Origin of the sequence: Kordia sp., from assembly GCF_050633145.1 — a bacterium.
Lineage (GTDB): Bacteria > Bacteroidota > Bacteroidia > Flavobacteriales > Flavobacteriaceae > Kordia.
In genome coordinates this window covers 1-17127 of sequence record NZ_JBOEFY010000082.1, presented here as the reverse complement: position 1 = coordinate 17127, position 17127 = coordinate 1, and the positions used below count along the sequence as shown (strand labels likewise).

At 30.8% G+C, this 17127-nt stretch carries 17 protein-coding genes; 2 read left to right on the top strand and 15 right to left on the bottom strand.

What is annotated here, in order from left to right:
- Positions 1-245 precede the first annotated feature (245 nt).
- The 15 genes from ACRBBL_RS26545 to ACRBBL_RS26475 all read right to left on the bottom strand — a co-directional run bounded on the left by ACRBBL_RS26545 (position 246) and on the right by ACRBBL_RS26475 (position 13424).
- Positions 246-1154 carry a hypothetical protein gene (locus ACRBBL_RS26545; RefSeq protein WP_431372136.1) on the bottom strand — a complete coding sequence of 303 codons (909 nt, stop codon included), beginning with the start codon at positions 1152-1154 and terminating at the stop codon, positions 246-248.
- Positions 1155-1158: 4 nt separating this feature from the next.
- On the bottom strand, positions 1159-2421 hold the full coding sequence (locus tag ACRBBL_RS26540; protein WP_431372135.1) for an ABC transporter permease: 1263 nt from the start codon (positions 2419-2421) through the stop codon (positions 1159-1161).
- A 3-nt stretch (positions 2422-2424) separates the two neighbouring features.
- Positions 2425-2817 carry a hypothetical protein gene (locus tag ACRBBL_RS26535; protein WP_431372134.1) on the bottom strand — a complete coding sequence of 131 codons (393 nt, stop codon included), beginning with the start codon at positions 2815-2817 and terminating at the stop codon, positions 2425-2427.
- An 18-nt stretch (positions 2818-2835) separates the two neighbouring features.
- Positions 2836-3033 (bottom strand): hypothetical protein, encoded by a 198-nt coding sequence (locus ACRBBL_RS26530; RefSeq protein WP_431372133.1) that lies wholly within the window; start codon positions 3031-3033, stop codon positions 2836-2838.
- A 371-nt stretch (positions 3034-3404) separates the two neighbouring features.
- A complete protein-coding gene (locus ACRBBL_RS26525; protein WP_431372132.1) occupies positions 3405-4535 on the bottom strand; it encodes a hypothetical protein in 1131 nt (376 codons plus the stop codon).
- 12 nt (positions 4536-4547) lie between these two features.
- Positions 4548-4754 (bottom strand): hypothetical protein, encoded by a 207-nt coding sequence (locus ACRBBL_RS26520; RefSeq protein WP_431372131.1) that lies wholly within the window; start codon positions 4752-4754, stop codon positions 4548-4550.
- A 55-nt stretch (positions 4755-4809) separates the two neighbouring features.
- Positions 4810-5559, bottom strand: coding sequence for a toll/interleukin-1 receptor domain-containing protein (locus tag ACRBBL_RS26515; RefSeq protein ID WP_431372130.1), 750 nt, complete (start codon positions 5557-5559; stop codon positions 4810-4812).
- Positions 5560-5569: 10 nt separating this feature from the next.
- Positions 5570-5929 carry a hypothetical protein gene (locus tag ACRBBL_RS26510; protein WP_431372129.1) on the bottom strand — a complete coding sequence of 120 codons (360 nt, stop codon included), beginning with the start codon at positions 5927-5929 and terminating at the stop codon, positions 5570-5572.
- Between the two features lies 1 nt (position 5930).
- Positions 5931-6866 carry a caspase family protein gene (locus ACRBBL_RS26505; protein ID WP_431372128.1) on the bottom strand — a complete coding sequence of 312 codons (936 nt, stop codon included), beginning with the start codon at positions 6864-6866 and terminating at the stop codon, positions 5931-5933.
- 141 nt (positions 6867-7007) lie between these two features.
- Entirely contained in the window at positions 7008-7652 is a 645-nt protein-coding gene (locus tag ACRBBL_RS26500; protein ID WP_431372127.1) for a response regulator, read from the bottom strand.
- 13 nt (positions 7653-7665) lie between these two features.
- Positions 7666-9828: a tetratricopeptide repeat-containing sensor histidine kinase gene (locus tag ACRBBL_RS26495; RefSeq protein ID WP_431372126.1), complete on the bottom strand. Its 2163-nt coding sequence runs from the start codon at positions 9826-9828 to the stop codon at positions 7666-7668.
- Between the two features lie 87 nt (positions 9829-9915).
- Positions 9916-10095, bottom strand: coding sequence for a hypothetical protein (locus ACRBBL_RS26490; protein ID WP_431372125.1), 180 nt, complete (start codon positions 10093-10095; stop codon positions 9916-9918).
- Between the two features lie 161 nt (positions 10096-10256).
- Complete coding sequence (locus tag ACRBBL_RS26485; protein WP_431372124.1) at positions 10257-10883, bottom strand: response regulator transcription factor; 627 nt, start codon at positions 10881-10883, stop codon at positions 10257-10259.
- Positions 10880-12625, bottom strand: coding sequence for a sensor histidine kinase (locus tag ACRBBL_RS26480; protein WP_431372123.1), 1746 nt, complete (start codon positions 12623-12625; stop codon positions 10880-10882). Before ACRBBL_RS26480 ends, ACRBBL_RS26485 begins: the two co-directional genes overlap by 4 nt.
- A gap of 103 nt (positions 12626-12728) precedes the next feature.
- Positions 12729-13424, bottom strand: a complete 696-nt coding sequence (locus ACRBBL_RS26475; protein WP_431372122.1) for a hypothetical protein — start codon at positions 13422-13424, stop codon at positions 12729-12731.
- A gap of 255 nt (positions 13425-13679) precedes the next feature.
- Here ACRBBL_RS26475 and ACRBBL_RS26470 point away from each other — a divergent pair, with 255 nt between their 5' ends.
- Both ACRBBL_RS26470 and ACRBBL_RS26465 read left to right on the top strand, forming a co-directional pair.
- Positions 13680-14948, top strand: coding sequence for a caspase family protein (locus tag ACRBBL_RS26470; protein WP_431372121.1), 1269 nt, complete (start codon positions 13680-13682; stop codon positions 14946-14948).
- A gap of 10 nt (positions 14949-14958) precedes the next feature.
- Positions 14959-17040, top strand: coding sequence for a hypothetical protein (locus tag ACRBBL_RS26465; RefSeq protein ID WP_431372120.1), 2082 nt, complete (start codon positions 14959-14961; stop codon positions 17038-17040).
- The last annotated feature ends 87 nt before the right edge of the window (positions 17041-17127 follow it).

Here is a 17127-nt window from a genome sequence, read left to right as displayed (position 1 = left end):
TTCTAATGAATAGAATTATAAAACACTCTATATCATTTCAAAATAATTTATACTCTCTAGATTCCGTTTTGATATTGAAAATTACTTTTTATAACCCTGAAAAGTACTGAACTGCATTGCTAATTATATCAAGTAGCAGCTTATAATAAGAGTCAATTGAATCAATCTGCAATAAAATAAAAGAAGCTTTCTCATTTCACATTATGAGAAGGCTTCTTCATTTCGTAAAAAGTTAATATTAATGATTAATTGAGAATAAAATCTTTGATAATTTTATCCATATTGGAAGGCAATATTGCTGTTTTTATTTCATAGCGACCGACTTTCATATCATGAAGCCAGTCTTTCCAATACTCTTCAATAACATCTTCTTCGTACGGATTCTTTTTATCTGGATTAATTCCCAAAACAAGGATCTCTAAATTTTCTAAATTCTTTGCTGCTGGTATGAACCCAAAGTTTTTATCTACAATATCTTGCTTCCAGTTCTTCGTATTTAATTTATGGTTTCTAATGAATTGCGCTGTTAAATAAGTAGTTTGATTTCCCTCTTCTATTTTTGTGTCTTTATGATAAATGTATCCATCTGTTAATATGATAAGAATGTTTCTATGTTCTTTTAGAATGCAAAAATCCTGAATTTTATTTTTGAAAAAACGCCACATATTAGACCCTACATACGCATTATCATTGATAGCCAATTCATAAATTTCTTTAGGTTTAGTTTTGTATGAATGCTGTATTACCTCCAACAAATCTTCAGAAGCATTCTTTCTATCTACTTCAAAACGCAATGATTTTGAGAGTTTATTTATATTTTGATTTCTTGGTGGCGGATCAAAATATAATTGAATTCGATCGTTTATCCGATGTTTTTTTTTGTTTTTAAGATGTGTAACAAAAGCTTCTGAAACTGATTGAATATAAGCTACATCCCTTTCATAATATTGCATAGTGGGATTAGGATACTTTTCAGGGTTGATCCTGTCTGATAAGTCCAACAAAAAACTAATGTTCAAATTTTGGTTTTGTGTTAGGACAACAGTAGATCCATGTTTAATTTCTTTGCTATTTTTCTTTTCTACAACTTCTTCACATGCAACACACATAAAGAATGCGAAAAGAACTATTGGGTATATTATTCTGTTATTCATAACTTTATTTTGTAGTAAAAACTAAGTGTTGGTAATCCATACTTTCGCTTAATTGTAATTCTTGTAAATGCTTTGTAGAAACATCTTTACAACGTTGTTTAAGTTCACTTTTTTCTTTTGACGCAATTGCCAATTCTGCATTAATAGATTGATACCAACCTTCTTCATATTGATAGTGATAATGTAGATATTCTTTTACAGGAAATATAAAGCCATCTATTTTAGATTGAAGTTCTGTAATGAGACCTTTGATGGCTACTATTTCTTTTTTTAAATCGGTAATCTTAGAAATCGTTTTATCTTTTTTGTTTAATTCATTTTTAATTTCTTCCCTTTTGTTTCTAATGAATACTCTTATTTTATCTACATTTTCATGTTCTTTCATTACAAAATCAAAGACCAATCCCCAAATTACGTATACTACAAATCCTGCAAAGATGATTCCCCAAAAATTGACACTTTTTAAAGCTATTGAAGGTGAAAATCGTTCGCCAATAACGCTTTCAAAATCAAATATTTTCTTTTCTATCAGATATGCTAAGATTACATCAAAGAAAAATGTCAACAGAAATAGTGCTCCAAGTTTTACGTTCGATGATTTCTTTTTATCCTTTTGAAACATGTGAATTAGATAACCTAATCCCATAAATACAAAAGGAATTGTTCCTACAAAAAGTGCTTCTAACCAACCATCTGACATGGCTTTTCCTAGCGCGTTTGAATCAAATATCGCTGCACTCACACTATTGTTGTCAAAATCTTTAAAAAATGCAGAATACGATGCCGATATGTAAAATACAAATAGGTAAATGGTAATTGGCAAGAGTAACGACAATCCTATATAAAACTGTGCTTTTGGTTTTTTATCAGTGACAATTCCGTATTCATCTGGTTTTTGTTTCACATTCACCATATCGTGCTTTAGCACTTCTATTTGTTCACTGATTTGCGTTTCTTGTTCTTGATATATGGCAAGTGCCGTCTCTCTCTTTTTTAGTTCTGTACGCTGTTTTTCTTGCAATTCAATATACGGTTGCTTTAATATTTTTTGTTCGTTCAATTGTTTTCGACAAGAATTTTCAAACGTATTGTATAAATTTTTCAAACAAACAGCAAAAGTCATTTCATCACCTGAAGCTTTCGTAGAAGCTCCATAACCGCTTTGATGATACGTTATGCGAACTTGCTCTCTAGCATTATGCGTATTCCTTTTTTCTTCAAAAGAAAATGTATCTTTTAGTTTGAATAAGTTTTTTATGGAAGTCATACTTTAGGAATTGATCTCGTTAATTAGCACTTCTTTTTTTACGTTTTTTTGAGCGCATTCTAATAAATAATCTGCTATCTCATTGATGTTTTCTTCAAGAAACCCAAATTTTTTACAATACTTTTTTAGAGTGATGTATTCATCTTCGGCTACCTTTTTATCTACCCAAATCATAATTGCTAAATCATATAAATAAGATATTTTTTCTTCTTTCGTTTCAGGAATTGATGAATCGTGCGAAGGATTTAGCAGAATTTCATTTAATTGTTCTTTAGAAATCCCTCTTTCTTCAGCAAACTTGTATAGCATTTGCAGTTCTAAGACATCGAAATCATCGTCTACAAAAGCCATTTGATACAGCCGTAAAAAGTGACTTTTTAATTCGTTAGTTATCATTTAATTAATATTTTAGAATTAGCAATTACATCCGCTTCTTTCAACATATGTTTTATTTCCATTAGTATTATAGTAATAACAGCCTCCTTGCGGTCCTTTCCAAAGCTGATTTCCGTTATGAAAGCCGCTTTTAATTTCTGTTATATCATCATCTTTTGTACATGATGAAAAGCTTATAAAGCCAATTACGATTATTAGTATGATTATTTTTTTCATTTTTTTGTTTTTATTGGTTCGTTAATGTTGATAGCATCTTCCACTGCTACTTCTTGTTTTGCGACTACATCTACTTCCCTTTTTTGTTCTTGCTGAACATTTTACAGAAGTACTTTTTTTGGCGGAAAATGATCGTTTATATTTCTTGTTTTCTGCTTTTTTATAAGATGGTTTACAAAACTTACAAGCTTTATAATTTGCTGAAATTGCATCATTAATTCCTATAGCTTCTTTGTTATTCCCTTGAAGTCTACAGCCTTTTGCATGAAAGTACTTCTTACCTTTTGAAGCAATATATACAGTTTGCAATTTTTCCTTTGAACAGGATAAAAGAAATACAAAAAGTACTATGTAGTAGCGTTGCTTCATCATTATTCTACAGGAATTCGAATACTAGTTTCGTTAATTTTCATTCTAGTTTTATGCAAGGTTATATATTGTGGTTCTTCACGCTCTCGATTGTAGATTACGTCTTCAAATATCTTTACTTGCTTTACTGCAATTACTTTTACATTGACATTGATGCCTCTTGTAAGGTTATCATTAGATAAGCCAATGTAAAAGCTACCTTTTGGGAATTGATCGTGTCTACCAAAAGCAGCACGCCCTTTTCCCATATCAAATTGATAAAACTCATGATCGTTATAAAACTTTTGAGCATTCTCATAATCTAAAATGAAATAATATTGAACATCATCACCTATGTTGGGTAATATCATATTAGTTATTTTTCCAACTGCCAATGCACCGAGTGGTGTCATATAACGAGTAGCTACACCTTTCGCTAATTCTTTTACACTCTCTAAATTTTTCTGATATGCCTCTTGTGATGCTTCGCCAACACCTATCCAATATGCCCAAGACAAAAGTTTTTCTTGCCAATAATTGGTGTTTATAAGATTGGGTAAACTTACTCTGAGATATGATTTGTTATTATTTAAATTTGTCCGAGAATGAACTCTTTGAGATTTATCAAATATTAGGATCTCTTCTGTTCGTTCCTCTTTCAATTTCTTTACTTTTTCTTGATATTTTACCGTTCTATATCCCGTAAGACTATCTTGCGTATACTTTACATAGGTTGTATCTTTTAATACTTTCCATTTCCAGTCTGTATTAAAATCAATTTTAGAAGCATCGGAAGGGATTCTTTGTATTCTTGCTCTACAAACTCTATTGGTCAAAGACGAACTATAAAAACGAAACCGAACCACTCCTTTCTTTTTGATTTTTATTCTTTGATTGACAAGTTTTTTTGCTTTAAACTCCGACAATAAAATATTAGAAGGAAGCGCTGTAATTTCTATACTTTTAATATGTCGTCCTTTTATCATTTCCATATTAAAAACAATCTCATCTCCTTCATCAAATGAATAGTAGTGATCTATCGTTTTTTGGAATGATAGTTTGACACTAAGATTTGCCACATCTACAGGTTCTGAGGCATTAACAATGCTAATCTCCATAAGAACCATTAGAAATACATATATTTTGTTTTTCATGCTAAGTGCTATTTATGAAGTATGACAATCATTGCTACAGTGGTAACATCCATTTACTTGATCGTACTCTTCTTTTGCTTTTGCTACAGCTCCACTACAGTTATAAAATTCTCCTAAATAAATTCTGTTTTCAGCTTTCGGAAGCCACCAACATCCTGATTTATGAACTTCATGATCTCCGTTTGTTTGTGCATTTTTGTTTACATAGTACTTTGTCATTTTTTCTTTTTTTTAAATGAATTTGATTTATAAATTGTTTGAAATATTGAATGTTTTAATTTTCAGAAAGTTGTGTCTTGATATCGCGTACCACCATATCTCGTTTGGGCTCCCAATGCAATTGCTTCTGCGTTTTTAATCCGAACTTATGTTCTAAAGTTGCTTTGAGTAAGTCCAATTGTTTTTCTTGATCGATGCGTATTCCTTGAAAATTCTGAAAGACGCCTTTCATTTCTTCTAATCTAAAAGGAGGAATTGCAATAGAAATTTGATCTTTGGTCAACACCCATGCCGCACCCATTTGAATCATGCATTTTTGGGAACTGTAAAAGTGATTTGAAATCATAAACAAGACGAGTACATCTTCAGTCAATCGATCTTTTATTTCGTCTTCAAAGTTTTCACCTAATGAAACTCCATATCCTTCTAATGAAGAACAGAAGATATTTTCAGGATTTATACCAATACCTTGTAAAAGTTGAATAAAACTTTCTACAATTTGTTTGTCTTTTACATCGTGGCTTACAAAGATTTTTTTTAGTCCTTGCTCGGTTTCGTTTTGCTGCTTTTTAGTTCCCGATTTTATGAATGATAAGCTTAACTTTAAATCGGTTGCAATCTCTAATATGGTTTTGTTACTTGCTTTTCCAATCAAACGTTTTAAAGCTTCTTGTGAATACTTCATATCAGAATTGCTATGAATGTTGTAATCATCCAAGATGTTTAAAATTTCATCCGTATTATAGGTAGATTGTAAGGTGAAATAAATATCCTGAACTAATCTGTATTTTTCTGTGGGTGTCATAAATGCATTTTTAAAATTTTCGTAATAAATATCTAGTTTTCAGTTTTTCACGCAATATTTTTGAGACCAAATACGTGTCAATATGATCTAAAATTTCATCTGTACTAGCAAGCACTAATTCCAAGCGATCATTTTCTATTTTTTTTCTATAATATTGTAGGATGAGATAAGAAGTAAGTTGAAAGCTAACAATGCCGATAATAACTAAAACACCAATTCCGTTCACAGTGCCATTCTTAAAGGAAAAGCTATTTATACTTGATGTAATAGCGAAAATCCCTGAGTTTTCATCAAAATTCCTCACTAATTCAAAGAGCAGTTTAGGTATGCCTGCACCAACAACGTATGCAATGATTTCATCTTTTCTCATGCTACAATCTATTTTGTGTTACCAACGATTTGTAATAGCAGCCAAGTGCTGTTAAAGAACAACTTTTGTTGTGCAATGCAGCTTCATGTAACGTACTTGCTTCTAGTGGAGTCAGTAGACCATTATCTTGATATTTCTGTAAGTGTTTCATCACCGTAGCTAATGGTGTTTTTGTCTTGAGATAACTTTCAGAAAGTGTCATTCCCGTTGCGTCACCATCAAAGTACACAGGAAGTTTTCGAAGTATTTTTAATGAAATTTTCGGTGTGCAATTGCGCAATGAAATCATATGTGATACATGCGATTTAAAGACAGGACGTTGATTCCAGGCATTCAGAAAGACATCTGCCGTGTAATAAATCCCCGAAAGAGTTATTTTTCCTCGTACATCTGCGGCACTACCTTTTAAAGCATCGTAAATGATGTTGGTAAAAATTCCGCCTCCATTTTTTTCATACGAGTATTGATCTGCGGAAGCGGCAGCAAGAATGGAAACACCTTCACGCAAAATCACTTTTCGCTCATTTAAGTCAATACTATTGCCTGCGTCTCCTGCATAACAACAATCTAAAATGATAACGACTTCATCTGCTTTTGAGTTATTTGCAATGGCTACAATTTCTAGTAAACTCACGCCAACATCTTCTGGTTTTGCATCTTGTGTTACTAGGTATGTTCCTGCTACTGTAGTGGCTCCATGACCTGAAAAGTATAAGAGTGTCGTTCCTTTTTCGTGATTGAATAATTTCTTTATATTTTTCCTTACTTCAGAACGTGTCACTTCTTTTTTACTCGATAGCAATATTTTACAATCAAAGTTAGGATCTCCATTTTCGTGAGTTTCTAAAACTGATTGCATTCGCAATGCATCATTTTCACAACCTTTTAAAGGATTTTTAGGATAATCATTAATTCCGATGAGTAATGCTCTTCTCATTTTTAGCTAGTTTGATTAGTTATGAGGACAAAGTTGCAGGAAAGAGAGACACTAAAACAGCCCAATATTGTGGATAAAAAAAACTCCTCAATATTGAGGAGTTTTTATAATTTAGTTTGCGATTATTTTAACTACATGTATTTATAGGATCTTGTTGTCAAAAGCATATTTTATTAAGCCCAATGAACTTCTAACACCCGTTTTTTCTATCAAATTTCTACGGTACGTATCTACAGTACTAACAGCAATATTTAACTTAATTGCTATTTCTCCAGAAGTATGATCTTCAGATAATAGTTTCAAAACTTGCAATTCCCGTTTGGTTAAATGTACTGTTTTGGGTTCAGGCATCTTGTTTGCCGCGATGTAATTTCCAAGTACATCCCCTTTTAGGTATTCGTTTCCAGACATGATGGTTTCCAAGGCTTCTACAAATTCTTCTTTGCCTCTATTTTTTAAGATATATCCGTTAGCGCCAGCATCCATCAATTCTTTAATGATAGTGCCTTCATCATGCATGGTAAGAATTAGTGTTTTGGTTATCATTTTAAGATTTTGCATTTCTTTTAGCACTTCAAAACCATTCTTTTTGGGCATATCAATATCTAATACAGCAATATCTACTGCATTTGTATGTTCGCTAAGTAACTGCAACGCTTCTTCTCCATTAGAAGCTTCTCCAATGACTTTTATATGTGTTTGTTTCTTTAATAAGGATTGTAATCCTTCTATAAACATTTTATGATCGTCTGCAATAATAATTCGTATAGGTGTTTTGTTTTTCATGTGTATTAATTAGTTAAGTAGGTATATCAATCGTAACTGTGGTACCGTTTCCTTTTCCAGAATCTATGAGACAACTTCCTTTCATATTTACGACTCTCGATTGTATGGTTTTTAGCCCGATTCCCTTATGTTGTTTTTCCACATCAAAGCCAATTCCATCATCTTCTACAATGATATTGACACCATTTTCTAGTTTTAAAATTTGAATGTCTACTTGAGTGGCTTTCGCATGTTTTATAATATTATTTAAGAGTTCTTGTATGATGCGGTAAATTTGTATTTCCATTGTGTTTTCAAGACGATTGTCCAGTTTATGATAGGAAAGTTCTATATGTATTCCATGCTGATTTTGTTTAGAATATACATTCTCTAGCGTTTGTTTTAATTCTTTTAATGCTGGAATTAATCCAAATTTTGACAATGTTCCCGAGATCATATTATGCGAAATTTCTCGGACAGATTTGCACGCTTCATCTAAAAGTTGATTTGCTTTTTCGTATTGTGTTTTTGCATCTTCGTCTATGCTTTCCAAATTGTCTTCTACAGATTGATAGTGTATTTTTACAAGAGACAACTTACTTCCCAAATTGTCATGTAAATCTTGTGCAATTCGTTTTCGTTCTTCTTCCTGACCGCTAATCATGGCATTGATGGCGTTCATTTCCTGTGTTTTTATCAACTCTTGTAATTGTTGTACCTGTTGCTCTTTTTCATGTGTAGCAATTAGTCTTTGCTGTTGCAAATTAGCTTCCGCAAGTATTCGTTGTTGTTTTTGTTTTCGTGCTTTGGTGATGAAAAAAAATAATATAGAGATTGATATTAAACTAATAAATAAGATTATTATTTGCATCTTTCTCTGCTCTGCTTTATTTACAGCAATTATTTTTATATTTTCTGCTTTCTCTTTTTGGAACTGTGCATTTACTAGCGCTTTTTTGGTATTAGCTGATGTGATTTGATATTGATTAGTATTTTTTATTTTTTCGAATTCAGCTTTTCTAATTAGAGTGGCGGAATCGCTGTAGATTAAGGCGCTATCAGAATTTCCCAATTCTCGAAATACTCTTGAAATAGATGAGTAAGTTTTTACTAGTGTTGAAGAATCTTTAGCTACCTTTTGTAACGCTAAACTTTGATTGTAATATGACAAAGCTTCTTCGTAGTCTTGATCATCATAATACTTGTTTCCAACATTATTAAAATATACCAGTAATTTTTGATCATCCTTCTTTTTCTTAAAAAACTCCTCTGCTTTTTTATAATGATACGCAGTAGAGTCTTTTTGTCCAAGCTTCCTGTAAAATGCTCCGAAATTGAAATGTAAAGTACCTAAATCTCCTTTTTTATTTTTTTGAATAAATTGTAGTGCAGTATTAAACTTTCTTTTTGAGGCTTCATCCTGATCTAAATAATCATACATAGTTGCAATATCTACCATGATACTTGCAAGATTTCCTTTACTTTTTTTCTTTTGAAGATATAACTTTTCTGCTTCTTGATATGAATTGAGCGCTTCTTTATAGTTTTCTAATGCTTTGTAAACATTTCCTAAATTCTTGTATGATTTTACAATTCCCTTAGCATAGTTTGCTTGCTTGCTATATTCCAATTGATTTTCAAAATATATAAACGCGCTTTCATAATTTTCTGTTTCTGAATATAATTTTCCCAAATGCTCAGCAACTTTAGAAGCTTGTTTATACTTCTCAATTTCTCTAAAAATTTCCAAACTACTTAGAAAATATTCCAAAGCCTTTGTTATATTTCCTTTTTCTGTATAAATTAAACCCAATTGATTACTTGCACGAGCAATACCATACCGAAAATTTTCCTCTTCATCTATAGCTAATACTTTAAGGTAATAATCTTCAGCGTCTACATTATTTTTTTGTTCTAAAGCGATAGCTCCCAAACGACTATATCCATCAGAAATTCCTTTGTAATAGATTTTCTGTTTACTCAACTGTAACGCTTCTAATGCATACTTAATTCCTATTGAATCTTTGCGTTCACGAAGTTTCCAAGCCAATTCATTCAATGTTTCTATACGCTCTATTCCCTTTTGCATAGGCAGTATGTTTTGCATACTATCTACAGAAACCGAATATTGTCCGTACACAACATACATATTAAAAAGTTGTAAAAGAAAAATGATGTAAGTTATTTTTTGACGCATAGATTGAATGTGTTTAAAAAGAAAAAAGGCTTTCACTTTCTCACTAAAGATAAGCTAAGCCTTTAATAAATGTAGTTTTCTTACATATTAATTGTAAGGCTTAATGATTTCTCCGTCATCATCTTCATCATCTTCATCATCATTATCAGCTTCAACTGTGCCATCGTCTTCTTCTGGTCTTGGTATTTCATTCGGGTCATCAGATTGAAACATCATTTTTAATGCTTCGTTTTCGTAATCAAAATCATTTGTCGTTGTTACTTTCATAATTTCTATGTTTTTATATTGAGTTACAAATGTCTTTATATTATGAAAGGTAATCAATCGTAAATATTAGGTGATTTGTTCTCCTTAAAATTGTGGAGAAGCGCGTTACATCAATATGAAATATTGCATTAGGAATTAATATCTGAAGTTTAAATTTAGAATTATTCAAAGTTATACTTTTGTTCTAGCGCATATCTTAAGAGTTCTCCACTACCTTTAAGTCCTAATTTTTTTATCATATTTTTTCGATGTGTATCTACTGTGGTTTTTCCTATAAAAAGTTCTATTGCTATTTCATAGGAGGTTTTCCCCTTAGATATTAAAATCAAAATTTGTTTTTCTCTTTTAGAAAGTAAACTTTTAGATGAGTTTTTTGAACTCTTTTCATCTAGAAGATAATGAAGTTTTTTATCAAAATATTTCTTACCTTCAGCTACAAAACGAATTGCTTCTAATACCGTTTTTAAAGATGAATTTTTTAATACATATCCTGAAGCACCAGCATCTATCATTTGTTTTACAGCATCTTGTTGTTCAAACATAGTAAAAGCAATAACTTTAGTGTTTGGAAAAGATTTACAAATAGCTTTTGTTGCTGTTATTCCATCCATTTTAGGCATACGAATATCACATAAGACTAAGGTTGGTTGCTTTTTTTTAACAATAGCTAATAATTCCTCTCCATCATTAGCTTCTCCTACAAGTTTAATATCATCTTCATACTCTAAAAAAGAATGAATTCCATCAATTAGAGCCTGATGATCTTCTGCGATAGCTATAGTTATCATAATGGTATATCAATTATAATGGAAGTCCCTTTTGTCAGCATACTATCTATTGTGAAAGTACCTCCCATATATTCTACTTTTTTTTCAATACTTTTTAACCCAATACCTTCATATTCATTCATTTTTGCTGCTTCAAAACCAATTCCATTATCTTCAACCATAATATTTAAGATATCCTCATATTGTGTCAGCTGTATATTTACATAAGAAGCGCTTGCATGCTTCATAATATTTGCGCTTAATTCTTGAATTATCCTAAAAACATTCAGTTCTGTAGAATTTTCCATACGATTTTCCATTCCAAAAATATGCACATCAAACTTAATTGTATCTGATTGAGACATTGCTAGTGCCATTTTTTTGATTGCAGGCACTAATCCCTGAGAAGCTAACACTCCTGAGTTTTTGGTGTGTGCTAGTTTTCTAATTTTAGTATATGCTTCATCCAATAATTCATTTACTTTATTCATGGAAACTTTCTTATTGGTGAGCATACTTTCACAGTAAAACTTTATAGTTGTCATTAAACTGCCAAGATCATCGTGTAATTCTATAGCCACTCTTCTCCTCTCTTTTTCTTGCCCAGCTATCATTGCATCGATACTCAATAATTCTTGTTGTTTTAATAAATGTTCAATTTTCTGTTTTTGCATTTTGCGATCTAATTCTAATAACTTCTGCTTTTTGGTTTGATTCTTTAGAATTAGTATAGTTATGATGCTTATAAATAAGATTAAAACTATAGCGCCTAACAATAGTATTCCTCTTTTCTTAGAAGTTTTCTCTTCCTCTAATAAAAGTCGTTTTTGTTTTTCTGTTTCATACAGAATATTCATCCGGGAAATATCTAAGCTATTTTTTCGATGTTGCAATTGGTTTCCTAGCTCTATTCTCTTATTTTGTAATATATAAGCTGAATCATATTTTTTTGTTTTTGCATATAAATTTGCTTTGTAATAACAGATATAAAATAAACTTCGCAACGAATCTCTTTTATCTATATAGGCATCTGCTGCTTTAACGGCTTTGAAAGCGTACTCATAATTTCCTAATTTTGTATTTATTTTTGCTAATTGTAAATGCGATCCAAAAATCATATACTTCATAAATGGATATTCAACATTGGTCAATACTTTAGCGTAATATGCCTTTGCAGCTTCATAATTTTCATCAAAACCATGATAAATTGCCTTTTCATAATCATAACGAATCAATAAATTCTTATTCAGTGTTTTGGTTCTTGATACAAATTCAGAAATTTCTCTTAAGTCAGATGAAGATAATTTATCAATATCATTAATTGTTTTTGTCCTCAGGATTGATGTGTATAATAGATGCAAAAAACGATCAACATCATCTGATATTAGCTCCTTAAAATCATCCAAGTACATTGAATATTGTTCATTGCTCTGCAAAATTTCAGCATGATATAGTTCAAGTAATCCTAATAAAAATTGTTTTTGTAATGCTATATAGCCATTTTTTTTAGCCAATACATATCCTTGATTAAAATAATTATAAGCATCAATTTCAGTAGAGTGATAATATAGATGCTGATATCCTTTTAATAATAAGAAAACACTTCTATCAAAATCTGTTTGTGTCTCTATGACATCAGGATAATACGATTCATCTTTATCTTGTCCAGCGTCATATAAAATATCTGTCAATAGATTTAAAATACGATATGTAGTATCATTTCCTTCTTTGGTTAAGTGTTCTTTTGCTTCAATATATTTCATGCTTTTTATATCATGAAAAAAATTCTCAAAACGGTTAAAGTTTGTAGTTGAATATCCAACTACAAACTTTAAAAGTATAGTTCCAAATATGATTTTATAATAATTAATACGTAACAATATTTATAGATTTAGGACAACGACCTCCAGGAGCTTTATCTATAGGTGGTGATTCTATCTTTACCTCCACTCCATGAATGTAATTTTCTTTCACTCGATTTTGTAAAGCAGGAGCTCTTAAAACGCTAGGGTTACTATATCTGAGTTGCAAATTATTTTGATTAATTGCTTCAAAATCATCATCATCTTCTTCTTCAAGGCGTCTGATTTTTTTACGATTAAACAATCCATCTCGCTCAAAGAATTCAGAATCAAAAATATGATTCTCATTCGTTCCTGTTATATGATTATTTGCAATTGGTTCCAAGACTCTAGCAAAATTTATTTGTGAATCAGTATTATTCTTAATTATTTTAGGTGACGTAAACTTATAGTATTTTAAGACACCTGATTCGTGTAATGCCTTAATTTTTAGTTTGATTTCTATTCCATTATCAATAAATATTGGATCTAAAATTCCGACTATACCAAGATTTATTATTCCTTTATAATTAATAAGTTCAAGATACACACCTTTCAATTTAAGCAAGTTAGGATCCGTTCTATCTATATCAAATGATGCAAATACTGCAAAAAATGTTTGATACAACTGAGATGCATATACTAATTGCATTCTTTCTTCATCTTCTTCTTTTAGACTGATGGTTAATGTCAGTTTCGAGGGATTTAATTTTATACTCATAATTTATAGTTTTTTATCATATCCCAAAACTGAAAAAAATTATGATTCCAAAAAATACCCAGTCGTGAGGATATTTGGATATTCCTACTTCAATTATTGTAGCTAAAATAAGAATTTACCATTAAAAACCTTGATAATTAAGCATTTAAATACCCACAAATAGGTATTGAGAATTCTCCTAGTCAATTCTAGTTTTATCATATTCAAAATTCACTATTTATCAAATGATAAAACTAACTGTATAAAATTAATATTATGAATCTTAAAAATACATATGCCTTAATTATAGGTGTTGGTGGAAACGACATCCCTGAAACTGTAAATGATGCCAAAGCCATTGCTGAAATTTTAACCGATCCTCAAAAAGCTGCTTACCTCAAAGAAAATGTTACTTTATTAACCGAAAGTAAAGCAACTAGAATGAATGTTTTAAATGCTTTAAAAGCATTGGCTTCTAAAGTTAAAACTGACAATGATGCTACTGTTGTTGTTTATTTTTCTGGACATGGTGGCTTATTTGGAGAAACGTATTATATACTTACTCATGGATATAATATGTATGACAAACCTAACACTATGATTAATGGAGATGAATTCTCACAATTAATAAATCAAATTGAAGCTGAACGCCTTTTAGTAATGCTTGATTGTTGCCACGCTGCTGGGGTTATTGAACCACCAATTTCTATAAAAACTAAAGGTGATGATGAAGATGAAGTCAGTTTATTTTCGTCTAATATTTCGTTAATAGAAAAATTAAATTCAGGAGAAGGAAAGGTATTTTTAACCTCCTGTGATGATAATGAAAAGTCACTTATTCTTCCTAATGCAAAATATAGTTTATTCACCCAAATTGCTATAGAAGCTTTGGAAGGTCATGCAAGTTTGGGAAGTGAATATGTAAGAATGATTGAATTTTTATGCCATCTATTAATAAATGTTCCCAAAAGGGCTGCTGTATATCACAGAACACAACGACCTATGATTAATCACGTAAGCTCTTTGTCTCCAGATTATTTTTTATGTAAATCTAGCTTCTCAACATTTGATATTCCAGAAATACCGCCAATACTAAAAGAAAAATCTATGAAACATAGATTTGAAGCACTTCTTCAAAAACATAGTATAAAAAATATTGTAACTCCAACTTCGGAGCCTCATTATTTACACCAATTTCCTAAAGGTCCTATGGTAGAAGGATATATGATAAATGATAAAATTATTGAAACCTATGCCAAATCAATCAATCAGCAACAATCAAGATCTTATATAAATCAAGCCAATCGTTTGCGAAAACAAGCTGACCCTCAAAACTCACAAACAACACTTATAAATCATATAGAACTTCCGTCGCCAAGAGAATCAAATGCTGCCAATTATTGGGCGCATGCATTTCATCAAGCAAGTTTAAACGGCCCCCGAATGTTAGCAGCTTTATTGAATGTACTTACTGATGACAAATATGATACAGAAACTCTAGAATCAAAAAATCAACTTTTAGAATACTTAAAAAACCATAAATAAATTAAATGTCATGAAAACAACTACCAAAACATTTTTAAACTCAATATTAAAAAAACATCTTCATTCCTATCTGTGTTCTATACTTTTTGCACTAGTATTACTAGCTCCTCAAAGTGGGCTATCCCAATCTGATGCTGATAAAGCAATACTTTCCGTTGTTACTAAGTATACTTCATCAATTGCTGATCGTACTGATGTTTTTTTAAATGAAATAGGCTATAATCCTCCAACATATTTAAAAAATGAATGGAAAAGCTATCCTGCAATTAGAAAACTAAGCATGGCATATGAGGCTGCTGAAGTTGTAGAACCTGGAATTGGAGGAAAGAAATTAATCCAGAAATTAAAATATAAATTAAGTAGGAAATATGAAGGTATTCGATATGAACCTATACTTAAAAACTTAAAAAGCTATACTGGAAAAATTACTTTTAAACATCCTACTAAGTATGGTAATATCAAATTAGATAATGGTATTAAAAGGCAATTACTCACGCTAAGTAAATATACAGAAAGAGGAGCTTTGGGTGGCAGTAGAGGTGTTCTTCTCTTTAAATTTGGTCTCCATGATATCGATGTCTTTGACATTTTAGCAAAAAGCGATAACCCATATACTGCATTAGAGCGCGGTTTAAGTAAATCAAAAATACCTCCTATACATCAAGAGCGACTCAAAAATATAATTAGAGACTTACAAACTAAATATGAAGGTGCACGTTATGAAGTCGAATTCAAAAAGTATAACGACGGACTCACTTTTTCCTCAGAAAAAACATATACACCGAAAAAAATTCAAAACCCTCCTAATAATGGTTTAACTAAAGCCAAGTATAATCGTTACATCGTGCAAAACTATAAAATCACCGGTATAGGATTAAAGTTTCAAAATATGATTCGCTTCCGAAGAGGTTTTGGAGGTGTCATTTTTGGAAATACCGTAAAAGATAGTACTCAATTACCTAAGTTATCTTACATAAATTATATTCCTACAGATACTAAAATTACTAATGAACCTATGGGGACATTAGAGTTTATATTTGAAGACGGAACAGTACTTACAGAGCCTTCCGTTTTTGCCGAAGATATTATCGCAGCACATCAACTTATATTTAATAATACAAATATAGATGATAATGGTATTGGCTTAGCTGGTATTCATAGCAGAGTTCTGCTCCCAAATGGTTTAAATAGATCGGAAGTTGTGATCCATCCTGCATTAGCTAATTTTAAATTAGGCTGGGCAGCGGTTTTGTCAGATATATTTCCATTAGTTCAATCGAAGCTTGTACATGAAGTTCTAGAAAATGGAACGTATGAAGAATACGTAATAGTAAAAAAATTCTTCACTAAGGAAAAAGAGACTTATAAAATTATAGATGTTCCTTTAACAGCAACCCGCACTGAAAATGAATTACAATTATATAGAAATGATTTAAAAAAATCACAACGTATCCAAGATAGCTACATAACAATGCATGAGTTTGAAAAAAATGATACAATAGGAAAAGAAAGTTTATCTTTTTACCAAGCTACTCCTATTTTTAAAAATGTTAGTTATGAAATAAATCGTATGAATCAGTTTGCTAAAACGTTAGCCTTATTTAAATGGGCTAAACAAAAAGGAGGAACTTTAATTACACTTCCAAAAAACGTAGAATATGTTGTAGCTCCAAACACCATATCGTATGGTATAGACAGTATAAGTTCCTATTCAGACCTTGAAGTGAAAAATATATTTGATTCTTTTAAGAAGAAATGGACAAGTCTAATTACAAACAAAATCGAAATACTTAATAACAAGGAGGCAAATGACACACATGAGACCTTTATAAAAAATTTTGATCAAGTAAATATTAATGTGTCTACTACTTGGTATTTTCTAATTAATAAAACCTTAAGAAATTCAGAAAAGTGTGATATCAAATTTCCAAAGAATGATCATTATTATGATCTTGTAAAAATAGCAAAGGATTATACAGAAGATGAATATATCCGTATTGGTTATTTATATTTAATAGAATTCTTAATCCAAGAAAGGTTGCTAATTCAATATATCCATGATAGAAACTGTAATGGTTTAGAAGAAAACTAGCAAAATTGATATATTCATACCTCGAAGGTCTCGAACTCACCCCATTTCATTGCTTTTATAAACAAAAAAGCTAAGGTTTTTAATCTC

Excerpts from the sequence above, each read along its gene's own strand:
- ACRBBL_RS26495 (WP_431372126.1), bottom strand. The coding sequence starts at position 9,828 with ATGCGTCAAAAAATAACTTACATCATTTTTCTTTTACAACTTTTTAAT.
- ACRBBL_RS26505 (WP_431372128.1), bottom strand. The coding sequence starts at position 6,866 with ATGAGAAGAGCATTACTCATCGGAATTAATGATTATCCTAAAAATCCT.
- ACRBBL_RS26525 (WP_431372132.1), bottom strand. The coding sequence starts at position 4,535 with ATGAAAAACAAAATATATGTATTTCTAATGGTTCTTATGGAGATTAGC.
- ACRBBL_RS26465 (WP_431372120.1), top strand. The coding sequence starts at position 14,959 with ATGAAAACAACTACCAAAACATTTTTAAACTCAATATTAAAAAAACAT.
- ACRBBL_RS26520 (WP_431372131.1), bottom strand. The coding sequence starts at position 4,754 with ATGACAAAGTACTATGTAAACAAAAATGCACAAACAAACGGAGATCAT.
- ACRBBL_RS26480 (WP_431372123.1), bottom strand. The coding sequence starts at position 12,625 with ATGAAATATATTGAAGCAAAAGAACACTTAACCAAAGAAGGAAATGAT.
- ACRBBL_RS26540 (WP_431372135.1), bottom strand. The coding sequence starts at position 2,421 with ATGACTTCCATAAAAAACTTATTCAAACTAAAAGATACATTTTCTTTT.
- ACRBBL_RS26515 (WP_431372130.1), bottom strand. The coding sequence starts at position 5,559 with ATGACACCCACAGAAAAATACAGATTAGTTCAGGATATTTATTTCACC.
- ACRBBL_RS26490 (WP_431372125.1), bottom strand. The coding sequence starts at position 10,095 with ATGAAAGTAACAACGACAAATGATTTTGATTACGAAAACGAAGCATTA.
- ACRBBL_RS26475 (WP_431372122.1), bottom strand. The coding sequence starts at position 13,424 with ATGAGTATAAAATTAAATCCCTCGAAACTGACATTAACCATCAGTCTA.
- ACRBBL_RS26535 (WP_431372134.1), bottom strand. The coding sequence starts at position 2,817 with ATGATAACTAACGAATTAAAAAGTCACTTTTTACGGCTGTATCAAATG.
- ACRBBL_RS26545 (WP_431372136.1), bottom strand. The coding sequence starts at position 1,154 with ATGAATAACAGAATAATATACCCAATAGTTCTTTTCGCATTCTTTATG.
- ACRBBL_RS26470 (WP_431372121.1), top strand. The coding sequence starts at position 13,680 with ATGAATCTTAAAAATACATATGCCTTAATTATAGGTGTTGGTGGAAAC.
- ACRBBL_RS26510 (WP_431372129.1), bottom strand. The coding sequence starts at position 5,929 with ATGAGAAAAGATGAAATCATTGCATACGTTGTTGGTGCAGGCATACCT.
- ACRBBL_RS26485 (WP_431372124.1), bottom strand. The coding sequence starts at position 10,883 with ATGATAACTATAGCTATCGCAGAAGATCATCAGGCTCTAATTGATGGA.
- ACRBBL_RS26500 (WP_431372127.1), bottom strand. The coding sequence starts at position 7,652 with ATGAAAAACAAAACACCTATACGAATTATTATTGCAGACGATCATAAA.
- ACRBBL_RS26530 (WP_431372133.1), bottom strand. The coding sequence starts at position 3,033 with ATGAAAAAAATAATCATACTAATAATCGTAATTGGCTTTATAAGCTTT.